Genomic DNA, 19,725 nt, shown 5'->3' on the forward strand with positions numbered 1-19,725 from the left:
TCTTGGTTCTCGCTGGAAGGTCGATGACCCAGATCGTCAGCGCGATTCCTGTGGTCGCCGAGCAGACGGGACGTCCGGTAGTGCTCGTGGGCGGTCTTGCCGTCATGTGCCGGCTGACGACGCCGTACCGGGTGACGACCGACCTCGACACGGTTGATCGCCGGCCGTGAACGAGGACTCTCAACTGCAACTCCTCGTGGCAGCCGGTGCGACGCCGAGCGGGCCGGCCGGCGCCCTGGTCCGTACCCCGTGGGGTGAGGTGCAGGTCGACGTCCTTGAGGTTACCGACGCGGACCTCGATGATCTTCCGGATGATCCGACCGATCGCCTTCATGTCCAAGCTCATGCGTGGGCGGCGTCTACCGCGTCGGAGCTCCTGCTCGGCGCGGAGGGGATCCCGCCCCTCGCGGTGCGAGTTGCCGAGCCAGGTCCCATTATCGCGATGAAACTGCAGTCGATCATGAATCGTGGTGCCGCCAAAGAGGGAACGGATCTCCTGGACATAGTGCGCATCACGCTCGACCGAATCTGCGGACCGTTGTCGCGAGATCAGCTCGAATCCGCTGAAGCGCAGTTACGCGCCGACGCACTCCTGCATGCCCGACAATGGTTCGATCGTTTTGACGCGCAATCGCTGAGAAAGATCAGGGCCGTGCCCGAGGGGCGGGATGTGGAGCTCGACGACTTGAGGTTGGTCGGTGACCTGCTCGCCGGGGCGCTCGACCGTCGATGAGACCGCTTTGGTCGATGGCTGGTTGACGCTGTGGTGCGGAGCGGCGCGTCAGTGCTCAAGCAATCGGACTATATCTTCGAGTCGAGCTCTGAGGTGCTCCCACGGTCGGTTGAGGTCAAGGGTCTTCGCGCCGATCCGGTTATCTTGGACTACGACGTCCGGGTCAGGTTGCTCCGCGGCGTCGGTCCGCGCGTAAGGGGGCAGAAGCCTGCGCCTCGAAGCTTCCGCTTCACCGGCTGATCACACGCCGTAGCGTTCCTGGAACATCGTCGCGGGTGCCTCGCCGTGCCGCGCCCTGTATGCCGCCACGATCTCGTCCGCCACGTCCTCCCCGGCCTGGAGGCGGACGAGGTACGGAACCGCCCAGTGCAGCTCGGCGGCGTCGAAGTCCTTCTCCCAGAGCGGATCGAGCCCGGTCCGGGACTCGTCGAGCACCGCGGAGAGCGCGACCTGCCCACCCGCGTTCACCGGATGCGGGCCCACCGAGATCGAGACGCGGGAAGCGGCGCCGGCCGGGTGCACGGCCACCTCCATGGGGTGTGGGTGACGCCCGGGTGCCGTGCGGGCGATCACGAGGAACCGCAGTGGCCCTCGTTTCGTCTTCTTCATGCGGCCATTCGAGCACGCCGCCACGGACCGAGGATGAACCGCATGACGAGCACCGCTGGCCCGTGTCCTGGCGAGTACCTCCGAGGAAGACTCCCTGCTCACCGCGAGCGAGTTCATGCGGCCGACCCGCTCGACCGGGGCCGAGGTCTCGCCGGGATCCTGGCCTGCAAGTGGTCGAGTATCGAAGCCGCGGTGGACGCGTACCTGGGCGGCCGCTACCGGCCCGGTGAGAGGTTTCCGGTGAAGGTCCTCGTGCAGTTCGACCGGACGGCCGGGAAGCACGAGGTGACCTTCGAGGACATCGACGAGGACCGCTGGGCCGTGAAGCCGAAGAACTTCCGGCAGACGCGCGAACAGCTGCGCCCGAAGTTCGACTGAGGAGAGCACGATGGCACGAAAGCGAAAGACCCTTCCCAAGGACTTCGAGGAGATGCTGACCTCGGCCTCGGTGGAGGAACTCAAGGCCGTCTTCGGCAAATGCGAGATCGACGCGCGGGGCGGCTATTCCAAGGGCACTGCCATCGGCTTCCCGGCGTGCCCGGACGAGCTCGTCGTCTGGCTGACCGGGCAGGGGCTCGGCGTCGACACCCCGGACAGCTACGGCAGGACGCCGCTTCACGCGCGGGCTTCCCGCGGTGCTCCGAAGCAGATTCCCTTGCTGCTCTCGCTCGGCGCGGACGTCGATGCGGCCGACACCTACGGGCAAACACCGCTTGGGGCCGCCGTGGGCAGGCTGAGGGTCGAGGCGGCGCGAGTACTGATCGAGCACGGGGCCTCGACCGAGGTCGTCGACAGGCGCGGCCACACCTTGCTGATGTGCTGCCTGATCAGTACGGAGAACGCCTATCTCCGGGAGTCCGCCGAGATGGCGAAGCTGCTGCTCGAACGCGGGGCGAGCATCACGCCCGAGATGCGCCGGAAGGTCGAGCGGATCGGCAGCGGGTTCGAGTTCCACCGCGAGACCTTCAACCGCGACCTTCTCGAAGAGACCGACGCCGCGCTCAGTGAGCTGTACCGGATCTTCGAGGTCGAGCCGGTCGCCCGGCGGTCGAAGCACGACGGGGTTTCGCCGATCGTCGTTCCCGACGGATCCTGGCAGGAGCGGCACAAAGCGCTCTGGGAGTTCCTCGTGCCGTCGAGCGGCGCGGGCGAGACGGTGCAGTGCGAGGCCATTCGCGTCACCGGCCGGATCACCGACGAGATGTTCCGGAACGGCGGGGCGAACTGGGACCGCGATTATCGTGCGATGGCCGACGCGTTCCCGGGTTTCCTGGCGCAGGGCGAGCCTCTCGGCGAGGAAGAACTCCAAGAGGCCAAGGAGATCGCCAAGCAGGTCAGGTCGGGCCGCGGCGGGGACGAACAGCTCGATCGCTTGAGCGAACTCGCCGTCGCCTGGGTCGCGAGGAATCCGGCCCCGATCGCCTTGGAAGCGGTGGACTACTCACGCTGAGGGGCGCCGGGTGTCCTCGATGAGCATCGAGGACACCCGGCGAGCCTCACTTCCGCAGCAGGCTGTACGCCGCCGAACCGATCAGCTCCAGCGAAACCTGAAGCCGCTCGAGGGAAACGTTGTCCTTGATGGTGTCTTCCGGCGTGTGATACGTCGGCTCCAGCAGCGCCGGACCGGTTTCGCCGCGCCAGCTGAAGTTGCCCGACGCGATCCCGCGCTCGAAGAACGGCACGTGGTCGCTCGAACCACGCGCCACCGGGCCCTTGACCTGAGGGTCGTAGCCGAGCCGCTTGGCCGCGGCGTTGACGGCCGCGGTCGTGGCGTTGTCGGCGCCGTCGACCGAAAGCAGCCAGTAGGTCACCGCCGGGTCCCAGCTGGTGGCGACCATGTCGTTCTGGAAGCAGCCCGCGATCCGCTTCGCTTCCGGGTCGGACAGGTTCTTGACGTAGTGCCGCGAACCGATCAGCCCGTACTCCTCCGAGCCCCACAGCGCGAACCGCAGCGTCTTGTTCGTCGGCAGGTGGCGCAGGACGCGCGCCAGTTCCAGGCACAGCACGGTGCCGCTGCCGTCGTCGTTGGCGCCGGGGGAGCCGGGGACGCTGTCGTAGTGCGCGGTCACCATGACCACGCCGTTGTCCTTGCCGGGGAACGTGGCGGGCCGCTCGGCGATGACGTTGTACGAGGTCAGGTTCTTGTGGTGGGTGGCCGTCGCCTTCACCGTGACCGAGCCCTTGGCGAGCCGTTCGCGCAGGCGCTCGACCTGCACCTGGGCCAGGCCGAGCACCGGAATGGTGACCGGGGTGGCGAGCGTCGGGGAGAACGCCGACAGCTTGCGTGCCGGATCGGCGCCGATCCGGCCGAGCAGCACGGCGTCCGCTCCGCGCTGCGCGGCCGTCAGGTAGGCGTCGGCCTTGTTGGTCACGGCGGCGATCAGCACGATCTTGCCGGTCAGATCGTCGGGCAGCGTGCTGCCGTCACCGGCGTCGACGACGACGGCCTCGCGCGTGACGTCCTGCAAACCCTGCGGCGACGAGCCGGTCTGCCAGCTGTCGCGCCCGATCGACAGGCCGCCCAGGAACTTGTCGGCGATCGGGAACGGCTGCAGCGTGACCTGGTAACGCAGGTCCCGAAGCACCTTCGCGATGTAGTCCCTGGCTCGCAGTTCGCCTTCGGTGCCGGCGATCCGGGGGCCGATCTTGTCGCTGAGCACCCGCAGGTGCTCCAGCGCCCGCCGCGACCGCACTCGCGCGATCACCGGGTAGTCGCCGAAGTCCAGCGACGGCGGGAACTGCGCGCCCGGACGTTGCTGCGTGGCCGCGGCGGCGGAGCCGGGGTTCAGCCCGATCGTCGCCGCGCCCGCCAGTGCCACCGCGCCCGCGAGCACCTCACGTCTGCGCAGACCTGCCATGGAACACCCCTCACTTCTCGAAGAAACTCGTTCGAGTAGCTAAGAGTCGCGAGGCTCGGAGAGCAACCTCCGATCGTCCCCTTTTTCCTTTCCGTGACGTTTCCTCAGCCCTGGGCGCCGAAGGCCTTCAGGAAGGTGTCGACGGCGGCCTCGGCGATGGCGCGAAGTTCGGCGTCAGGAGTGCGGCGGGTGCCGAGCCTCGCCCGCTTGTCGGCCGGACCGGACAGCAGCGCGAAGAACTGGTCCGCGGCCAAGAGCGGGTCCGCGGTCCGAAGGTGCCCGGAGACGGTCAGGCGGGCGAGCCGGTCGGCCAGTGCTTCGGCCACGCGGTCCGCCGCGCGCGTGTGGATGACGTCGAGCAGGTCGGGGAACTGGCCCGTCTCGGCCGCGAGCAACCGTCGCAGCGCCCATGAGCGGTCGGCGCAGTAGCACTCGAGCAGTTTCGAACCGACCGTTTCCAGCGTGGCCCGGAGATCGTCGCCCGCTCCGGTGAGCCGCTCGACCACGGCCAGGTTCTCGGCAAGGGCCCGGTCCGCCGACGCGGAGACCGTCTCGCGAAACAGGCTCTCCTTGTCGCCGTAATGGCTGTACACGGTGGCTTTGGCGACGCCCGCTTCGGCCGCGATCACGTCCACGCCCGCCTGCGCGTATCCCTCTCGCGCGAAAACGGTGAAAGCCGCGTCGAGGATCGCTTGCCGCTTGTCGATCCGGCCTCGGGCCGTAGCAGTTCCACTCATGTCCTCAGCGTACCGGGAAGGCCGGATAACCAGACTTGCCAGTCTGGCCAAATAGACCTGCTAGTCTCGAACTCGCCGGTCTGGAAAACCAGACTGACAAGTCTGATTCGAGAGGAAGAGCATGACAATCACCCGGGACGATCGGCTGGGCTCCGCGCTGCGGCTGCTGATCGGCGTGATCCTGCTCGGCGGGGCGCTGGGCATCCTGAACAGCACGATGGTCGCCGTCGGGATCCGCGACCTCGCCGAGGACTTCGAAGCCTCGCTGGGCACCGTGGGCTGGGTTTCGACCGGGTTCCTGCTCGCGGTCACCGTCACCATCCCGGTGACCGGCTGGGCTGGTGAGGCCTTCGGCGGCAAGCGGATGTGGCTCGCCGGGCTCGGCGTCTTCCTCGCCGGTTCGCTCGGATGCGGACTGGCGTGGGACATCGAAAGCCTGATCGCCTTCCGCGTGCTGCAGGGGATCGGCGCGGGCATCCTCGATCCGCTCGTGCTCACTCTGCTCGCCCGCGCCGCCGGGCCGCGGCGCGCGGGCCGCGTGATGGGGCTGATGGCCGCCGTGCTCTCGCTCGGTCCCGTGCTCGGCCCGGTGCTCGGCGGCGTGGTGCTGCAGGGTCTCGGCTGGCGGTGGATGTTCCTGCTCTGCGTGCCACTCGGCGCGCTGGCGGTGCTGCTCGCGGTGCGCGTCATGCCCGCGGATCCTCCTGTCGAGCGGCGGGCGCGGCTCGACATCCTCGGTGTCGCCCTCCTCGGGCCGGGTTTCGCGGGCCTGCTCCTGGTGCTGTCCCAGGCCGCGAACGGAGGGGACCTTCTCTCTTCGCCGGTGCTCGTCCCGCTGGTGGCCGGCGTTCTCTTGCTGGCCGGTTACCTGGTGCACGCACTGCGCGGCGAGGCGCCCCTGGTCGACGTCCGGCTGTTCGCCCGTCGCGGGTTCGCCGCGAGTGTGACCGTCATGGCGCTGACCGGGCTGGCGATGTTCGCGAGCCTGATCGTGCTCCCGCTGTACTTCCAGCAGGCCGGCGGCCACGGGGCGCTCGCGGCCGGGCTGCTCGTCGCGCCGCTGGGCGTCGGGGCCGCGGTCGCCGCCCCGCTGGCGGGACGCGTCAGTGACCGGGTCGGTTCACGCAACCTGGCACTGGCAGGCGGTTTCGTGGCCGCCCTGAGTGCGGTCCTCTTCACCACGTTCGACGCGGGGACCGGCGACGCGGCGGTGGTGCTCGCCGGGCTGGCCCTCGGCACCGGACTCGGTTTCGTCGGCCCGCCCGCGATGGGGGCGGTGTATCGCACGCTGCCGGGACCTCTGGTGCCACAGGGAAGTTCGGTGCTCTACATGCTCAACCAGCTCGGCGGTTCGATCGGTGTCGCCGTGGTCGCGTTGATCTTCGCCACCACGACCGGCCCGGTCGCGGGTCTGCGCGCCGTGTACTGGTTCGTCGCGGGCACCATGGTCGTCCTGCTCGCCGCCGCCGCGCGCCTGCCGGGCAGGGGTGACCGGTGAAGACGATCGTGATCTCCGGCGGTACCGACGGGATGGGCAAGGCCCTCGCGATGGAGTACCTCGGCCGAGGCGACACCGTCGTCGTGCTCGGCCGGGACGCGGCGAAAGGCGCGGTGTTCGGCGAAGCGGGCCGCGCGACGTTCATCCAGACGGACCTCGGCCTCATCGCGCGCAATCGTGAGGTCGTCGAGCGGATCACCACGACATTCCCGGTCGTGGACGCGCTGGTGCTGTGCGCCCGCCACTTCCGTTCGACCAGGGCCGAGACGGCCGAAGGCATCGAAAGCACCTTCGCGTTGGAGTACCTCAGTCGTTATCTGCTCAGCCACGGACTCGCCGACGCCTTGGGCCGGGCCGAACGGCCCGTCGTGGTCAACGTGTCCGGTCCGGGGGTGACCAAGCCCGAGATCCGCTGGCACGACCTGTCGCTGACGCGGGGCTATGACGGCGTCACCGCGCAAATGCAGGCGGGGCGGGCCAACGACCTGCTCGGCGTCGCGTTCGCCGCCGAACACGCCGCGAGCGGGATCTCGACCGTGCTGCTCAACCCCGGCGGTGTCTCGACGAGCTTCTCCGGGGAGTACGACGCGGCGACCGCAGCCCACGTCGAAGCGTTGAAGAGATACGGGAAACCCGTCGAGGAAGGCATCGTGCCGATCATCGCGCGGATCGACGACCCGCCCGCCGAACCGCTCAGCGCGTTCGTGGAAGGGCGGCGGATCGCGGTGACCGGCCCGGGATTCGAACCCGCGGCGGCGAATCGGCTGGCCGAGGTCACTCGCCGGTTGCTGGCCGACGAACGACGGCGGAGGGGGTCGCACGGGTAACTTCGGACGGGTGAAGCCGCTGAGTCCCGACATGTTCGCGCCCGGTTGCCCGTCGAACCTGACCCCGTTCCGGATCGGTGACAAATGGGCGGGCCTGGTCGTGCTGTGCCTGGAAGAAGGGCCGCGCCGGTTCTCCGAACTGCGGGTGCCCTTGCGGGGAGTCACGCCGAAGGTCCTCACGGAGACCCTGAGGGCTCTGGAGCGCGACGGCATGATCACGCGGAGGGCGTACGACGAGACGCCGCCGCGGGTGGAGTACGAGCTCACCCCGCTCGGCCGGACGTTGTTCGAGCCGATGGAGGCGTGCCGTGAATGGGCGGCGAAGCACCTTCCGGAGCTGGTCGCCGCCCGCGAGGCCTACTCGGGCTGAAGGACTAACCGAGCAGGCCGAGCACGACGATCGTCAGCAGCGTGATGGCGGCGGCGAACGTGGTCACCCAGGCGCGCTGGGCGGTGGTGATGGAGGCGTTGTTCACGGCGGTTCCCCGGGGGAGAGAAGCGACAGGTCCGCCGGGAACAGCGCGTTGATCAGGCTCCGCGTTACGCGCCGGACGCCGGTGTGATCAACATCACTGATCGTGCTGGTGATGCCGATCGCGCGCCGTGTACCAGAGCACTCCGGCAGCGGCCGCCACCATCGCGCCGAACGCCGAGAACCCCACCACGATCGCTTGCGTCATCACTCGTCCTTTCTCGTTGTGTCCCTACTGGGAAGACGTCCGAGAAGCCGGGTCGTGGCGCGATCGTCGCGGACGTCACATGCCGTCGAGTACCCCGTCGATCTGCGACGCGAGCGAGAAGTCCTTCTCCGTCAGCCCTCCGGCGGAGTGCGTGCTGAGCCGGAACGTCACCGTCCGCCAGCGGATGTCGATGTCGGGATGGTGGTCGGCCGCCTCCGCCAGTTCGGCCACCTTGTCCACCGCCTCGATGGCCTTGGGGAAGCTCGGCAGCTTCGCCGTCCGCTCGATCGTCACGCCGTCACGGGTCCACCCGGAGAGCTTGGTCACGGCTTCGTCGGCCTGCCGGTCGTTCAAGATTTCCGCCATGACTCCATGGTGGTACGCCGTCGGCTACGCTGCACTTTTGCCACGGGTCCCCCCTTGAAGAACGCAGGAGGCTAGATGAAACGCGCCCTCCGCACGGTCGTTGCGGCTGGCACGGTGGCCGCCCTCGTCGCGGGCTGCTCGCTCTCCGGGAACACGGGGAACGACCCGCAGGCGCCGGCGACGGTCACGCTCGTGACACACGACTCGTGGCTCGCCCCCCAGGAGGTCCTCGACGCGTTCGAGCGGCAGTCCGGGATCAAGATCTCCGTGCTCAAGCAGGGGGACGCGGGCGCGCTGACCAACAAACTGGTGCTGACCAAGGCGAACCCGATCGGGGACGTCGCGTACGGCATCGACTCCACGTTCGCCTCGCGCGCGCTCACCGAGGGCGTTTTCGAGCAGTACACCAGCCCGGAGGCCGATCGCGGCCCGCAGCGCTACTCCGTCGACCCCGAACACCGGCTTTCCGCGGTCGACCTAGGCGACGTCTGCGTCAACATCGACGCCCGGTACTTCGCGGACAAGGGGATCCCGGAGCCGAAGTCGTTCGCGGACCTGGCCGACGCCAAGTACAAGGACCTGATGGTCGCCGAGAGCCCCGCGACGTCGTCGCCCGGCCTGGCGTTCCTGCTCGGCACCGTCGCCCAGTTCGGCGAGCAGGGCTGGCAGGGGTACTGGACCCAGCTGAAGGCCAACGGTCTCAAGGTGGTCAGCGGCTGGGAAGAGGCCTATTCCAAGGAATTCTCCGGTTCTTCGGGCAAGGGCCCGCGCCCGATCGTCGTCTCCTACGCCTCTTCGCCCGCCGCCGAGATCGGCGACGACGGCAAGCCGCGGACGAAGGCGCTGCTGGACACCTGCTACCGCCAGGTCGAGTACGCGGGGGTGCTGAAGGGCGGCAAGCAGGTCGAGAAGGCCCGCAAGGTCGTGGACTTCCTGCTGTCCCAGCAGTTCCAGGTGACGGTGGCGAGCAACATGTACGTGTACCCGGCCCGTCAGGGCGTCGAGCTCCCGCAGGGCTGGGCGCAGGCCGCGCCGCAGCCGCAGCAGCCGAAGACGCTCGAACCGGCCAAGATCCAGGCCGGGCGCGAGCAGTGGATCGCCCAGTGGCGCACGCTACTCGAAGGCTGACCTCCACGCCGACCTTCCGCGGAGCCGGGCTGGCCGCACTCGCCGTGCTGCCGCTCGGTTTCCTCGTGGTGTTCTTCGCCTGGCCGGTCGCGGCGATCGTCGCGCGCGGATTCGGCTCCGGCGGGGTCGGCACGGCCATCGGCGACCCGCTGACCTGGGAACTGGCCGGGTTCACCGTCGCCAGTGCCGGGGTCTCGACGATCGTGGCGGTGCTGGCGGGACTGCCGGTCGCGTTCCTGCTCGCGAGGGTGCGGCTGCCGGGGGTTTCGCTGGTCCGGACGCTCGTGCTGGTGCCGTTCGTGCTGCCGACCGTCGTGGTCGGCCTGGCGTTCCGCGCGCTCTGGCCCGACGGCGGGCTGCTGCCCTTGGTGCTGGCGAACGCCTTCTTCAACGTCGCCGTCGTCGCGCGCACGGTCTCCGGGCTGTGGAGTCATCTCGATCCGCGCACCGTGGACGCGGCGCGGGCACTCGGCGCGTCGCCGTGGCGTGCCTTCCGTTCGGTGACGCTGCCCGCGCTCGCCCCGGCCGTCGTCTCGTCGGCCGCGGTGGTGTTCCTGTTCTGCGCCACCAGCTTCGGAGTCGTGCTCATCCTCGGCGGGGCGAAGTACCGCACCCTGGAGACCGAGATCTACCTGCGCACGGTCGAACTGCTCGACCTCTCCGGCGCGGCCGCGTTGTCGCTGGTGCAGTTCGCCGCCGTCGTCGCCGCTCTGGTCGTCGGCGCACTGGCGAGGCGGCGCCGGGAGAACGCGGTGCGGCTGCGTTCACGGAGCGAGACCGCGCGGCGGCCGAGGGGTGGCGAGTGGTGGGCGGTATCCGCCGGGTTCGTGGTGGTCGCGCTCCTGATGACGCCGATCGTGGCGTTGCTGGTCGAGTCCGTGTCCACTTCGGACGGTTGGAGCCTCGCCGGATACGAAGCGCTCGCCGGGCACGGCTCCCGTGGTGCCCTTCAGGTCTCGGGCTGGGACGCGGCGTCGATGTCGCTGCGGACGGCGTTCGATGCCACGACGCTCGCGATGATCGTCGGTGTCCTGGCCTCGGTCGTGCTGGTGGCGTTGCGCCGCACGCCGGGCAGGCTGGCGCGGGGGATGGGCGAGACGATGGACGCCGCGCTCATGCTGCCGCTGGGCGTGTCCGCGGTGACCGTCGGTTTCGGCTATCTCGTCACGCTCGACGCGCTCCCCGGCGACCTGCGGACGTCGCCGCTGCTGGTGCCGCTCGCGCAGGCGCTGGTGATCATCCCGCTGATCGTGCGGATGGTGCTGCCGGTGCTGCGATCGGTCGACGTCCGGCTGCGACAGGCCGCGTCGACCCTCGGCGCGAGCCCCGGCCGGGTGTGGCGGGAGATCGATCTCCCGCTGACGGCGCGTTCGCTGGTCGCGGCGGCCGGGTTCGGGTACGTGGTCGCGCTCGGCGAGTTCGGCGCGACGAGCTTCCTGGCCAGGCCGGACGCGCCGACGCTGCCGGTCGCCGTCGCGACGCTGATCTCGCGGCCGGGGGAGCTGAACAACCAGATGGCCTACGCGGCCTGCGCGCTGCTCATGATCGTGACCGTGGTGGCGGTGGTGCTGATCGACCGGTTCGGCGCGGTCCGCGGGCAGAATTCGGTAGGGGAGTTCTAGTGTCGCTGTCGGTACGGGATCTGACCGTCCACTATGGATCCTTCGCGGCGGTGAAGGACGCCGGGCTGGACATCGCCGACGGCGAGGTGCTGGCGCTGCTGGGCCCGTCCGGTTCGGGGAAGTCGACCTTGCTGCGGGCGATCACCGGCTTGGAGCCGCTGACGTCGGGCACCGTGCGGTGGGACGGCGAGGACCTCTCCGGTGTCCCGGTGCACCGGCGGGAGTTCGGGCTGGTGTTCCAGGACGGGCAGCTGTTCCCGCACAAGGACGTCGCCGCCAACATCGCGTTCGGGCTGCGGATGCACGACGTCCCCCGCGCCGAGCACGCCGAACGGATCCGGGCGCTGCTCGATCTGGTGGGGCTGGCCGGTTACGAGCGGCGGAGGGTGACCGAGCTGTCCGGCGGGCAGGCCCAGCGGGTGGCGCTGGCCCGCGCGCTGGCACCCGAACCGCGGCTGCTGCTGCTGGACGAGCCGCTGTCCGGTTTGGACGCCGGGCTGCGGGAACAACTGGCGATCGACCTCGCGGCCCTGCTGCGGCGCAGCAAGATCACCGCGCTCCTGGTCACGCACGATCAGGAGGAGGCGTTCACGCTCGCCGACCGCGTCGCCGTGCTCGACGACGGGGAGATCCGGCAGGAGGGCGCGGTGCGCCGCGTCTGGCGGCAGCCGGTGGACGAGGACGTCGCACGGTTCCTCGGCGTGACCACCTTCGTCGACGGCGAGGCGTCGGGAGGGACGGTGCGGACCGTGCTCGGCGAGGTCACGCTGCCCGACGTCGAGGACGGCGCGGTGCGGCTGGGCCTGAGGCCGCACGGTCTGCGGGTGGCTCCGGAGGGTGTCGAGGGCGAGGTCGTCGCAGTGGTGCACCGGCGGGAGCACGTGCGGCTCGTGATCGCCCCCGGCGGCGATCTGTCCACTGTGGACGCGGTCGCGCCGGTCACCGCCGATCTGCGCCCCGGTGACACCGTGCGGCTCGCCCTGGACCCGGACGGCGTCGCCCGGCTCCCGCAATTCGGCACCTGATTGCGATGCTTCGCCCACCCAAACAACGCAATTCGGCACCTGATTGCGGTGGTTCGCAGCGCGAGCTATCGCAACCAGGTGCCGAATTGCGTGAGTGCGGTCAGCCGTCCCGGGTGGTCAGGCGCGCGTAGGCGATCGAGAGCCCGATGGCGATGTAGCAGGCGGCGCGCAGCGCGCCTTCGCCGAGCATCGCGGTGTCCACCGGGTCCATCAGCACCGAGGCGGGCGCCTGCGTCCAGTTCTCGTTGAGCAGGAACGGATGCAGCCAGGAGACCGCGTCCAGGAAGCCGAGGATGGTGAACACGATCGTCCCGGCCAGCACCGAGGCGACGACCAGCATCGGATGTTCGGTGAACGCCGAGATCGCCAGCGCGACCGCGCCGACCGCCCACAGTTGCAGGACCACCCACGCGGCCACGAGCAGGATGCGGCCCAGCGCGTCCCAGACGCTCAGCGTCGAGCCGGTGAGGGTGAACATCGAGTCGGTGCCGCTGATGACCAGTCCGGTGACGAAACCGGTGAACGTCATGGCCAGCACGGCGATCGTCGAAACCGTCGCGACGCCGAACGCCTTGATCGCGAGCAGCCTGCCCCGGCCGACCGGCGCGATCAGCCAGCCGCGCAGCGTCCCGTGGGCCGCCTCGCCGGCGATCGCGTCCGCCCCGGCCATCGCCGAAGCGAGCGGGAGCAGCAGCCCCAGCGTCATGGTCAGCGCGGCGACCGGCAGGATGAACCCGTTGCTGACCGCGGACGCGAGCAGCGCGCCGTCCCCATCGCCGCCACCGCCGCCGCTCGTCTCCGCCGGGTCGACGAGTGTCAGCGCGACCCCGATGATCACCGGGATCAGCGCGAGCAGGCCCAGTACGGCGAGCGTACGGGGCCGCCGGAAGATCCAGCGCAGTTCGGCGCGGTACAACCGGAGCAGGCCGACACTGTCCTGCCCGGTCCGTGCCGCGGGTGCCGCGGCCAGAGCGTGGGTCACGACTCGCCCTCACCGTCTACAGTGGACTCCGGCTGGGTCAGCCGGGCGAACAGGTCTTCGAGTCCGGTCCGCGCCCTCGCCGCCTCGTGCACGGCCACCCCGGCCGTCACCAGATGACGCAGCACGTCGGGGGCTTCGGCGGCGGTCAGGTCGACACGGACGCCGTCGGGCGTGAGCCTGCTGCCGATCCTGTTCTCCCGCAACGTCTCCACCGCGAGTTCGGCGTCCGGCGTCCGCACCAGCAGCGCCGCGTTCCCCGACTCCAGCAGTTCCGAGAGCTCGCCCTGGGCGATCACGTTCCCGGACTGGAGCACCGCGACGTGCGTGCAGGTCGCCTCGACCTCCGCCAGCAGATGCGACGACACCAGCACGGTGACGCCGTCGGCGTGCAGTTCGCCGATGATCCGGCGGATCTCCCTGGTGCCCGCCGGGTCGAGGCCGTTCGTCGGCTCGTCGAGCACGACCATCCGCCTCGGCACGAGCAGCGCGCTCGCCAGGCCCATCCGCTGCTTCATCCCCAGCGAATAGCCCTTGTAGCGCCGGGTGGCGGCGCCGGTCAGGCCGACGCGCTCAAGGGCCGCGTCGACCGCTCCGGGGATTCCCGCCGAGGCCAGCCGCGGTTCGGCCGCGGCCACGCGCAGCAGGTTCTCCCGCCCGGAGAGAAAAGGGTGGAAGCCCGGCCCTTCGACCAGCGCGCCGACGTCGGGCAACGCGTGCGCCGCCTCGTCGGGCATCCGTTTGCCGAAGAGTTCGACCTCGCCCTCGGTCGGCCGCACGAGACCGAGCAGCATCCGGATGGTCGTCGTCTTGCCCGAGCCGTTGGGGCCGAGCATCCCCAGCACGGCGCCTTCGGGAACGTCGAGATCGACGTGGTCCACGGCCACCGTGCGGCCGTAGACCTTGCGCAGGCCCCGGGTGCGGGCCGCCATGGGTACCGCCGGAGCGGACGCCTCCTGAGAAGCGTCCGCTCCGGCTTCGAACGTGGTGGTCACTTCGCGGCCAAAGCCTCGAAGAGGACCTGCTCCGGCACCGCGCCGGCGGCGTAGCGGCCGTCGTCGGTCAGCACGCCGCTGCCGACCTTGGTGGTCACCAGCCAGCCGCTGCCCCAGGCACCGCTGACCGGCTTGGCGAACCGCGAAAGCAGCGCCTTCGGGTCGACCTGGCGGCCCTGCTCGTCCTTGGCCTCGCCGGCCTTCGCGAGCGCGTCGGCCGGGATCTTGCCGGTGATCGCGGTGTCCCAGCCGTCGCCGACGACCTTGATCTCGGACTTCGCCTGCTCGGCGAGCTCACGGTTCTTCGGGTCGACCTCGGCGGTCTTCTCGGTCACCTTCGCGCCCTTGGGCGGGGTGAACTCGAAGTTCGACGCGGGCTGCGCCGCGAAGTTGATCTCGCTGAACGAAGCCTCGAACGCCGGGGCGGACGTGCCGTTGGCCAGCACCGTGACCCGCAGCGGCATCCGGGTCTGCTCGTCGATCGCGACGCGGATCTCGCGCAGGAGGGTCCGCTCGGTCGGCTTCGGGGTCAGCACCAGTTCGTACGCGGCCCGGTTCGCCACCGAGGCCGTCCCGTCGACGGCGATCGTGCTGCTCTCGCGCACCTTGCCGAGCAGTTCGGAGGCGACCGTGGCCGGGTCGACGGCCTCGGCCTTGTCCTGGTGCTCCTTGGCCAGCTCGGCCGGGACGGTGATCTTGGTGGCCGAGTTGTCCTTGGAGTTGTACTCCCAGACGGTCTGGCCGTTCCGGACGATGGTCTGCTGGCTGGAGCCCTCGGTGAGCGAGATCTTGCTCTTGCCCGCGCCGTCGGTCGACACCTGCGCCGAGTCGACGTCGAGCGCCGAGACGCCGGGCATGGCGCCGCCGACCTGCGGCAGGCCGAGGTCGTTGCTGACCTTGACCTTCCCGTCGAACGCCGGCGGCTTCGCGTTGAGCGTCGACTGCACCAGCTCTTCGGCGCTGACCTGCGGCAAGACGGGCGCGTCGCCCGCGGTGGCCGGCATCGCGACGACGACGAGCCCGCCGACGCCGAGCGCCGTCCCCACCACCGCCGCGGTGATGGCCTTCCTCTTCGGATCCATGCTGTCTCTCCCTGTTTCCCCGAACCCCAGTGTGCTCGGGTCTTGGCGACAACGCTTCCCCGGAAACGCTGAGACACCACTCAGACTCCGCCGCCGGAGCTGAGATGGCGCTGAGAGGTCGCGCGTGAGCTGGTCGAAGCGTGAATGATGAGGGACGTGAAACCTCGAGTACTGGTGGTCGACGACGAGCCCGGCGTGCGCAAGGCGTTGCAGCGGGGGCTGCGCGCCGAGGACATGGACGTGGTCACGGCGGCCGACGGGCCCAGCGGCCTGCGGCTCGCGCAGACGGGCTCCTTCGACGTCGTCCTGCTCGACATCATGCTCCCCGGTCTTTCCGGCTACCGCGTGCTCGAACGCCTGCGCGCGCTCGGCGTCACCACGCCGGTGCTGATGATCTCCGCGAAGGACGGCGAGGTCGACCAGGCGGACGGCCTCGACCTCGGCGCCGACGGCTACCTCGTGAAACCGTTCTCGTTCGTCGTCCTGGTCGCGCAGGTGCGCGCGGTGCTGCGGCGGACCTCGCCGGACGCCATCCGCGGGCCGCTGCGCATCGGCGCGCTCGAAGTCGACCGGAGCCTGCGGCAAGTCCGCTACGACGGCGTCGAAGTGGCGTTCAGCCCCCGCGAGTTCGCGTTGCTGGAGGTGCTGGCCGGCCGGGCGGGAACGGTCGTCACCAAGGACGAGCTGCTGCGCGCCGTCTGGGGTGACGAGCAGGCCGCGACCCGGAACGTCGTCGAGGTCTACGTCGGTTACGTGCGCCGCAAACTCGACGCGGTCGGTGCCGGCGCGCTGGTCCGGACCGTGCGCGGACACGGTTACCTGGCATCGGACCCGCAGCTCGACGAAGTGATCGCCCCGGCGGGACAGGGGTGATCGGCTCGCCGTCTTGGTGGCGCCGCCGTTCGCTCCAGGTCCGGATCACCCTGCTCACGGCCACGGTCACGCTCGGCTTCCTGCTCGGGCTGGCGGCGGTCGCGGGGGACAACCTTCAGCCGCTGCTCATCGGCTCGGTCGATGACGAGCTGAGTACCCAGCTGGACACCGCGAAGGCCGACGTCTCCGCGGGACGGGTGCCGTCGGGATCGGCGGTCACCGTCCGCGTCCTCGACACCGCCGGCGGCCCGGCGGACGGCCTCCCGCCCGCGAACCTCGGCCCCGCGGACGTCCGCGCGCTGAAGGCGGGCGAACCGGTCACGACCGGCGGTGAGCACAGCTGGCGCTGGGCGGGCACCGTGGTCACCGCCCCCGACGGGCAGCAACGGCTCGTCGTCGCGGGCGCGGGTCTGGTCGGCTTCGCGACCGCTGTGCACTCCGGCGGGCTGTGGCTGTTCGTGGTCGCGTCCGTCGGCGCGGTGGGCGCCGGGATCGCGACATGGCTGCTGGTGCGGTTCGCCCTGCGGCCGGTGGCGCGGATGCGCGGGTCGGTGCGGGCGCTCCCGCCGGGCGCGCGGCTCCCGCTCCCGGATTCGCACGACGAACTCCGCGCGCTGGCCGAGGAGTTCAACGCGTTGCTGGCGCGACAGGAAGAAGGTGCCGAACGGCTTCGCCGGTTCACCGGGGACGCCGCGCACGAGCTGCGGTCGCCCGTCGCGTCGATTCGCGTGCAGGCCGAGGTCGCGGTCGCCAACCCCGATCCCGACCTGTCACAGGAGACCCTTTCCGACATCCTGGAGGAGGCGGAACGGCTCTCCGCGCTGCTCGACGGGCTGCTGGCGCTGGCGAGGTCGGACGCGGGGGAGGTCCCGCCCGCGGAACCCGTCGAGCTGGTGAGCGAGGTACGGGCCGCGGTCGCGCGGATGCCCGCCGGCGCGCCGGAGATCCGGGTGAGCGGGACGGTCGGGGCCGCATGGGCGCTGGCCACGCACGCCGAGGTCGAACTGGTGCTGAGCAATCTGCTGCGCAACGCCTGCCGGTACGCGCGGGGGCAGATCGTGGTGTCGGTGCTCGCGGCGCGGTCCACCGTGCGGGTGGTGGTCGACGACGACGGGCCGGGTATCGAGCCGGAGCACCGCGAGCGGGTGTTCGACCGGTTCTACCGCGTGTCCGATTCGCGGGCCCGGTCGTCCGGCGGCACCGGGCTGGGGCTGGCGATGGTCGCCGAGGCCGTCCGGCGCCGAGGAGGCCGCGTCCGCGTCGGTGAGTCACCCGATGGCGGGGCGCGTTTCCAGGTCGTCTGGCAGGCGGCGCGGCCTCAGTAGGTGATTCGGTCCGCCCGACGCGTGCCGTCCGTCTGATCACGTGTGTCGTCTGCCTGATCACGCGTGTCGTCCGTCTGATCACGCGAAACCGCCGTCCGCGAGCGGCACATTCGGTCGTAGGGTGAGCGCGTGGTGATCGTGGGCGCCGCCATCGTGCGGAACGGACAGTTGCTGGCGCAGCAGCGGGCTTGGCCCGCCGACCACGCGGGGCAGTGGGAACTGCCGGGCGGGCGGGTCGAGGACGGGGAAAGCGACGAAGCCGCCTTGGCCCGTGAATGCCTGGAGGAACTGGACGTCGCCGTGACGGTCGCGGGCCGGGTCGGCGAAGATGTGCCGCTGCCGAAGGGCAAGGTGCTGCGGATCTACGCCGCTTCGCTGGTCAGCGCGGGGGACGAGCCGCGAGCAGTGGAGCACAAGGACGTCCGCTGGATCTCCGCGCGAGACCTCGACGACCTCGACTGGCTGCCCGCCGACCGCGTCCTCCTGCCCGCCCTGCACACCCTGCTCGCGAGTCCGTGAAGGCCTCCTTGAGGGACCCTGAGTCCCTCAAGGAGGCCTTCAGGGACCTCTTCAGCCGGCGCCGATGAGCCGCAGCGCGGACTGCAACCGGTGCGCACCCCGTTCCGCCGCCCGGACGGCGCCCGCCTTGCGCACCCGCTCCAGCTCACCGGGGTCGCTCAGCAGCGCCAAAGCGCCTTCCCGGACCGGCCGCAGCTCCTCGATCAGGGCCTCGGCGACGACCTCCTTGACCTGGCCGTAGGAATCGAACCGGTCCGCGAGGACTTCGGGCTTCTCCCCGACACACGCCGCGAGGATGTCGAGCAGGTTCGCCATCCCCGGCCGGGTTTCCGGCGCGTAGGCCGGTTTCGACCCGCCGTCGGTCTTCGCGCGCTTGACCTTCCGCCGGACCTGGTCGGGCTCGTCGAGGACGAAGACCACTCCGGCCTCTTCCTTCGTCGACTTCGACATCTTCCGCGTCGGCTCGGCGAGGTCCATGACCCGCGCGCCGGCAGGCGGCAGCACCGCCTTCGGCATGGTGAACACGTCGCCATAGGTGGAGTTGAACCGCTTCGCCAGCGTCCGCGCCAGCTCCACGTGCTGCCGCTGGTCCTCGCCGACCGGCACCTCGTCCGCGCCCTGCAGCAGGATGTCCGCCGCCATCAGCACCGGATAGGTCAGCAGGGACAGCCGCACCCCGGCCCGCCCCTTCGACTTCTCCTTGAACTGGATCATCCTGGCGGCCTCGCCGTAGTTGCAGGTGCACTCCAGGACCCAGTTGAGGGCGCCCAGCTCGCGGGCGATGTCGGATTGCACGAACACGCGGTCCGGCTCGATCCCGGCCGCGATCAGCACGGCCAGCTGCTCCGACGCCATCGAACGCAGCTTCGCCGGATTGTGCGCGTTCGTCATGGCGTGCAGGTCGGAGACGAAGTACAGGTCGTCCGGCCCGCCCTCGTCCGCCCAGCGCCGGATGGCCCCCAGGTGGTTCCCGACGTGGACGTGGCCGGACGGGGTGATCCCGGACAACCTGATCATCTGCCTTCTTCCTTCCGGATTCGGGCCGCCCCAGGGTCCGGGCACGAAAAAGGCCGCCCGGTGGGGCGGCCTGGTGGTGCGCTCGTCTGGTTCAGCGCAGGACTTCGGGGCCGCCGGAGGGCGGCCACCACTGTGCGTTCTGCGCGCGCATGCCGGTGATCCTACCGCAACCGGGAGAGCAGGCGCGGATCACTCATTACGGGCATGAAGCGTCAACACTTCATATCAGGCGGGGCAGTACATCCGTCATATTGGCGATGCGGGTCTACCTTCGACTCATGTTCGTCGTCCTGTTGACCTATACCGCGCCCATCGAAGAAATCGACTATGTGCTCCCGGACCATGCCGACTGGCTGACCAGACAGTACGAGCACGGTAATTTCCTCGCCTCCGGCAGGCGCAACCCGCGGATCGGCGGCGTGATCATCACCAAGCCCATGGCCAGGGGAAAGCTGGACGCGATCCTCGCGACCGACCCCTTCTCGATCAAGCACATGGCCGCCTACGAGGTGATCGAGTTCTCGCCGACCCGGACCGCGCCGGAACTGCGGGCGATCAACGAGGCGGTGGTGCATTGACGATCTTCTAAGCGGCCTTCGCGATCTTCGTCTTCGCCTTTTTCAGGGCGAGGACGGGGCATTTGCCGCATCTCGACTTCGACCGGCAGCATTTCTTCTTGACCTTGCCGGACTTCATCCATTTGCGCACGAGCTTGTGCGGGTCGTCGGGTAGTTTCTTGCCCACTCGCGCTCCTTGTCCGACCGTGTCGGCGACCTCTACACGTTAGGTGAGCCTAATCGATCTGGGGGCGTGGGGCTGCTCACAGTCGGGCTACAGGTATCCTGGTGTGGT

The 19,725-nt window shown here is 70.0% G+C and carries 23 protein-coding genes; 14 read left to right on the forward strand and 9 right to left on the reverse strand.

The window, feature by feature from the left end; genetic code table 11:
- The first annotated feature begins 23 nt into the window (after window positions 1–23).
- Both BLW75_RS42970 and BLW75_RS30925 read left to right on the forward strand, forming a co-directional pair.
- Window positions 24–170 (forward strand): hypothetical protein, encoded by a 147-nt coding sequence (locus BLW75_RS42970; RefSeq protein WP_158005344.1) that lies wholly within the window; start codon window positions 24–26, stop codon window positions 168–170.
- Window positions 167–733, forward strand: a complete 567-nt coding sequence (locus tag BLW75_RS30925) for a hypothetical protein (RefSeq protein ID WP_034305325.1) — start codon at window positions 167–169, stop codon at window positions 731–733. Before BLW75_RS42970 ends, BLW75_RS30925 begins: the two co-directional genes overlap by 4 nt.
- 240 nt (window positions 734–973) lie before the next feature.
- Here the strand turns inward: BLW75_RS30925 and BLW75_RS30935 are convergent, their stop codons facing one another.
- Entirely contained in the window at window positions 974–1,342 is a 369-nt protein-coding gene (locus BLW75_RS30935; protein ID WP_034305320.1) for a hypothetical protein, read from the reverse strand.
- Window positions 1,343–1,384: 42 nt separating this feature from the next.
- Between BLW75_RS30935 and BLW75_RS42430 the strand changes: the two genes are divergently transcribed.
- Both BLW75_RS42430 and BLW75_RS30945 read left to right on the forward strand, forming a co-directional pair.
- Window positions 1,385–1,720: a hypothetical protein gene (locus BLW75_RS42430; RefSeq protein ID WP_143055371.1), complete on the forward strand. Its 336-nt coding sequence runs from the start codon at window positions 1,385–1,387 to the stop codon at window positions 1,718–1,720.
- Between the two features lie 10 nt (window positions 1,721–1,730).
- A complete protein-coding gene (locus tag BLW75_RS30945; RefSeq protein WP_034305315.1) occupies window positions 1,731–2,792 on the forward strand; it encodes an ankyrin repeat domain-containing protein in 1,062 nt (353 codons plus the stop codon).
- Window positions 2,793–2,838: 46 nt separating this feature from the next.
- On the opposite strand, the gene BLW75_RS30950 is transcribed toward BLW75_RS30945, so the two are convergent.
- Together BLW75_RS30950 and BLW75_RS30955 are read right to left on the reverse strand one after the other, a co-directional pair.
- Entirely contained in the window at window positions 2,839–4,200 is a 1,362-nt protein-coding gene (locus BLW75_RS30950; protein ID WP_034305314.1) for a M20/M25/M40 family metallo-hydrolase, read from the reverse strand.
- A 104-nt stretch (window positions 4,201–4,304) separates the two neighbouring features.
- On the reverse strand, window positions 4,305–4,937 hold the full coding sequence (locus BLW75_RS30955; RefSeq protein WP_034305311.1) for a TetR/AcrR family transcriptional regulator: 633 nt from the start codon (window positions 4,935–4,937) through the stop codon (window positions 4,305–4,307).
- Between the two features lie 121 nt (window positions 4,938–5,058).
- Between BLW75_RS30955 and BLW75_RS30960 the strand changes: the two genes are divergently transcribed.
- From BLW75_RS30960 to BLW75_RS30970, 3 genes are read left to right on the forward strand one after another with little or no spacing between them, the layout of a single operon-like run.
- Window positions 5,059–6,435 (forward strand): DHA2 family efflux MFS transporter permease subunit, encoded by a 1,377-nt coding sequence (locus BLW75_RS30960; protein ID WP_034305308.1) that lies wholly within the window; start codon window positions 5,059–5,061, stop codon window positions 6,433–6,435.
- Window positions 6,432–7,262, forward strand: coding sequence for an SDR family NAD(P)-dependent oxidoreductase (locus BLW75_RS30965; protein WP_034305306.1), 831 nt, complete (start codon window positions 6,432–6,434; stop codon window positions 7,260–7,262). The genes BLW75_RS30960 and BLW75_RS30965 overlap by 4 nt, the downstream gene beginning before the upstream one ends.
- 31 nt (window positions 7,263–7,293) lie before the next feature.
- Complete coding sequence (locus tag BLW75_RS30970; protein WP_034305911.1) at window positions 7,294–7,632, forward strand: winged helix-turn-helix transcriptional regulator; 339 nt, start codon at window positions 7,294–7,296, stop codon at window positions 7,630–7,632.
- A gap of 385 nt (window positions 7,633–8,017) precedes the next feature.
- Here the strand turns inward: BLW75_RS30970 and BLW75_RS30975 are convergent, their stop codons facing one another.
- Window positions 8,018–8,308 carry a 4a-hydroxytetrahydrobiopterin dehydratase gene (locus BLW75_RS30975; protein WP_034305303.1) on the reverse strand — a complete coding sequence of 97 codons (291 nt, stop codon included), beginning with the start codon at window positions 8,306–8,308 and terminating at the stop codon, window positions 8,018–8,020.
- A gap of 75 nt (window positions 8,309–8,383) precedes the next feature.
- On the opposite strand from BLW75_RS30975, the gene BLW75_RS30980 reads away from it, so the two are divergent.
- From BLW75_RS30980 to BLW75_RS30990, 3 genes are read left to right on the forward strand one after another with little or no spacing between them, the layout of a single operon-like run.
- Window positions 8,384–9,436: a thiamine ABC transporter substrate-binding protein gene (locus BLW75_RS30980; protein ID WP_034305301.1), complete on the forward strand. Its 1,053-nt coding sequence runs from the start codon at window positions 8,384–8,386 to the stop codon at window positions 9,434–9,436.
- On the forward strand, window positions 9,412–11,058 hold the full coding sequence (locus BLW75_RS30985; protein ID WP_395766724.1) for an ABC transporter permease: 1,647 nt from the start codon (window positions 9,412–9,414) through the stop codon (window positions 11,056–11,058). The genes BLW75_RS30980 and BLW75_RS30985 overlap by 25 nt, the downstream gene beginning before the upstream one ends.
- Entirely contained in the window at window positions 11,058–12,083 is a 1,026-nt protein-coding gene (locus tag BLW75_RS30990) for an ABC transporter ATP-binding protein (protein ID WP_034305299.1), read from the forward strand. The genes BLW75_RS30985 and BLW75_RS30990 overlap by 1 nt, the downstream gene beginning before the upstream one ends.
- Window positions 12,084–12,183: 100 nt before the next feature.
- Here BLW75_RS30990 and BLW75_RS30995 read toward each other — a convergent pair whose 3' ends face one another.
- Genes BLW75_RS30995 through BLW75_RS31005 form a run of 3 tightly spaced genes read right to left on the reverse strand, consistent with a single transcriptional unit; the run spans window position 12,184 to window position 15,139 of the window.
- Window positions 12,184–13,065, reverse strand: a complete 882-nt coding sequence (locus BLW75_RS30995) for an ABC transporter permease (RefSeq protein ID WP_034305297.1) — start codon at window positions 13,063–13,065, stop codon at window positions 12,184–12,186.
- A complete protein-coding gene (locus BLW75_RS31000) occupies window positions 13,062–14,057 on the reverse strand; it encodes an ABC transporter ATP-binding protein (RefSeq protein WP_034305294.1) in 996 nt (331 codons plus the stop codon). Before BLW75_RS31000 ends, BLW75_RS30995 begins: the two co-directional genes overlap by 4 nt.
- Window positions 14,054–15,139, reverse strand: a complete 1,086-nt coding sequence (locus tag BLW75_RS31005; RefSeq protein WP_034305292.1) for a LolA family protein — start codon at window positions 15,137–15,139, stop codon at window positions 14,054–14,056. Before BLW75_RS31005 ends, BLW75_RS31000 begins: the two co-directional genes overlap by 4 nt.
- Before the next feature lie 144 nt (window positions 15,140–15,283).
- On the opposite strand from BLW75_RS31005, the gene BLW75_RS31010 reads away from it, so the two are divergent.
- The 3 genes from BLW75_RS31010 (at window position 15,284) to BLW75_RS31020 (ending at window position 17,856) form a co-directional block, all read left to right on the forward strand.
- The gene (locus tag BLW75_RS31010; protein WP_034305291.1) at window positions 15,284–16,012 is read left to right on the forward strand and encodes a response regulator transcription factor; all 729 of its coding nucleotides are present in this window, start codon (window positions 15,284–15,286) and stop codon (window positions 16,010–16,012) included.
- Window positions 16,009–17,337: an ATP-binding protein gene (locus BLW75_RS31015; RefSeq protein WP_034305288.1), complete on the forward strand. Its 1,329-nt coding sequence runs from the start codon at window positions 16,009–16,011 to the stop codon at window positions 17,335–17,337. Before BLW75_RS31010 ends, BLW75_RS31015 begins: the two co-directional genes overlap by 4 nt.
- A gap of 129 nt (window positions 17,338–17,466) precedes the next feature.
- Window positions 17,467–17,856: a (deoxy)nucleoside triphosphate pyrophosphohydrolase gene (locus tag BLW75_RS31020; protein WP_034305286.1), complete on the forward strand. Its 390-nt coding sequence runs from the start codon at window positions 17,467–17,469 to the stop codon at window positions 17,854–17,856.
- A 51-nt stretch (window positions 17,857–17,907) separates the two neighbouring features.
- On the opposite strand, the gene trpS is transcribed toward BLW75_RS31020, so the two are convergent.
- A complete protein-coding gene (gene trpS / locus BLW75_RS31025; RefSeq protein WP_034305283.1) occupies window positions 17,908–18,873 on the reverse strand; it encodes a tryptophan--tRNA ligase in 966 nt (321 codons plus the stop codon).
- 278 nt (window positions 18,874–19,151) lie between these two features.
- On the opposite strand from trpS, the gene BLW75_RS31030 reads away from it, so the two are divergent.
- Window positions 19,152–19,451 (forward strand): YciI family protein, encoded by a 300-nt coding sequence (locus BLW75_RS31030; RefSeq protein ID WP_034305281.1) that lies wholly within the window; start codon window positions 19,152–19,154, stop codon window positions 19,449–19,451.
- Window positions 19,452–19,458: 7 nt separating this feature from the next.
- On the opposite strand, the gene BLW75_RS42975 is transcribed toward BLW75_RS31030, so the two are convergent.
- Window positions 19,459–19,617, reverse strand: a complete 159-nt coding sequence (locus tag BLW75_RS42975) for a hypothetical protein (RefSeq protein ID WP_007028942.1) — start codon at window positions 19,615–19,617, stop codon at window positions 19,459–19,461.
- Window positions 19,618–19,725: the final 108 nt, after the last annotated feature.

The organism is Amycolatopsis lurida (genome assembly GCF_900105055.1).
Classification (GTDB): Bacteria; Actinomycetota; Actinomycetes; order Mycobacteriales; family Pseudonocardiaceae; genus Amycolatopsis; species Amycolatopsis lurida.

Bases quoted from the DNA above. Each gene is read 5' to 3' on its own strand.
- BLW75_RS42970 (WP_158005344.1), top strand. From the start codon at position 24: ATGACCCAGATCGTCAGCGCGATTCCTGTGGTCGCCGAGCAGACGGGA.
- BLW75_RS30935 (WP_034305320.1), bottom strand. From the start codon at position 1,342: ATGAAGAAGACGAAACGAGGGCCACTGCGGTTCCTCGTGATCGCCCGC.
- BLW75_RS42430 (WP_143055371.1), top strand. From the start codon at position 1,385: ATGACGAGCACCGCTGGCCCGTGTCCTGGCGAGTACCTCCGAGGAAGA.
- BLW75_RS30945 (WP_034305315.1), top strand. From the start codon at position 1,731: ATGGCACGAAAGCGAAAGACCCTTCCCAAGGACTTCGAGGAGATGCTG.
- BLW75_RS30950 (WP_034305314.1), bottom strand. From the start codon at position 4,200: ATGGCAGGTCTGCGCAGACGTGAGGTGCTCGCGGGCGCGGTGGCACTG.
- BLW75_RS30955 (WP_034305311.1), bottom strand. From the start codon at position 4,937: ATGAGTGGAACTGCTACGGCCCGAGGCCGGATCGACAAGCGGCAAGCG.
- BLW75_RS30960 (WP_034305308.1), top strand. From the start codon at position 5,059: ATGACAATCACCCGGGACGATCGGCTGGGCTCCGCGCTGCGGCTGCTG.
- BLW75_RS30970 (WP_034305911.1), top strand. From the start codon at position 7,294: ATGTTCGCGCCCGGTTGCCCGTCGAACCTGACCCCGTTCCGGATCGGT.
- BLW75_RS30975 (WP_034305303.1), bottom strand. From the start codon at position 8,308: ATGGCGGAAATCTTGAACGACCGGCAGGCCGACGAAGCCGTGACCAAG.
- BLW75_RS30980 (WP_034305301.1), top strand. From the start codon at position 8,384: ATGAAACGCGCCCTCCGCACGGTCGTTGCGGCTGGCACGGTGGCCGCC.
- BLW75_RS31005 (WP_034305292.1), bottom strand. From the start codon at position 15,139: ATGGATCCGAAGAGGAAGGCCATCACCGCGGCGGTGGTGGGGACGGCG.
- BLW75_RS31010 (WP_034305291.1), top strand. From the start codon at position 15,284: ATGATGAGGGACGTGAAACCTCGAGTACTGGTGGTCGACGACGAGCCC.
- trpS (WP_034305283.1), bottom strand. From the start codon at position 18,873: ATGATCAGGTTGTCCGGGATCACCCCGTCCGGCCACGTCCACGTCGGG.
- BLW75_RS31030 (WP_034305281.1), top strand. From the start codon at position 19,152: ATGTTCGTCGTCCTGTTGACCTATACCGCGCCCATCGAAGAAATCGAC.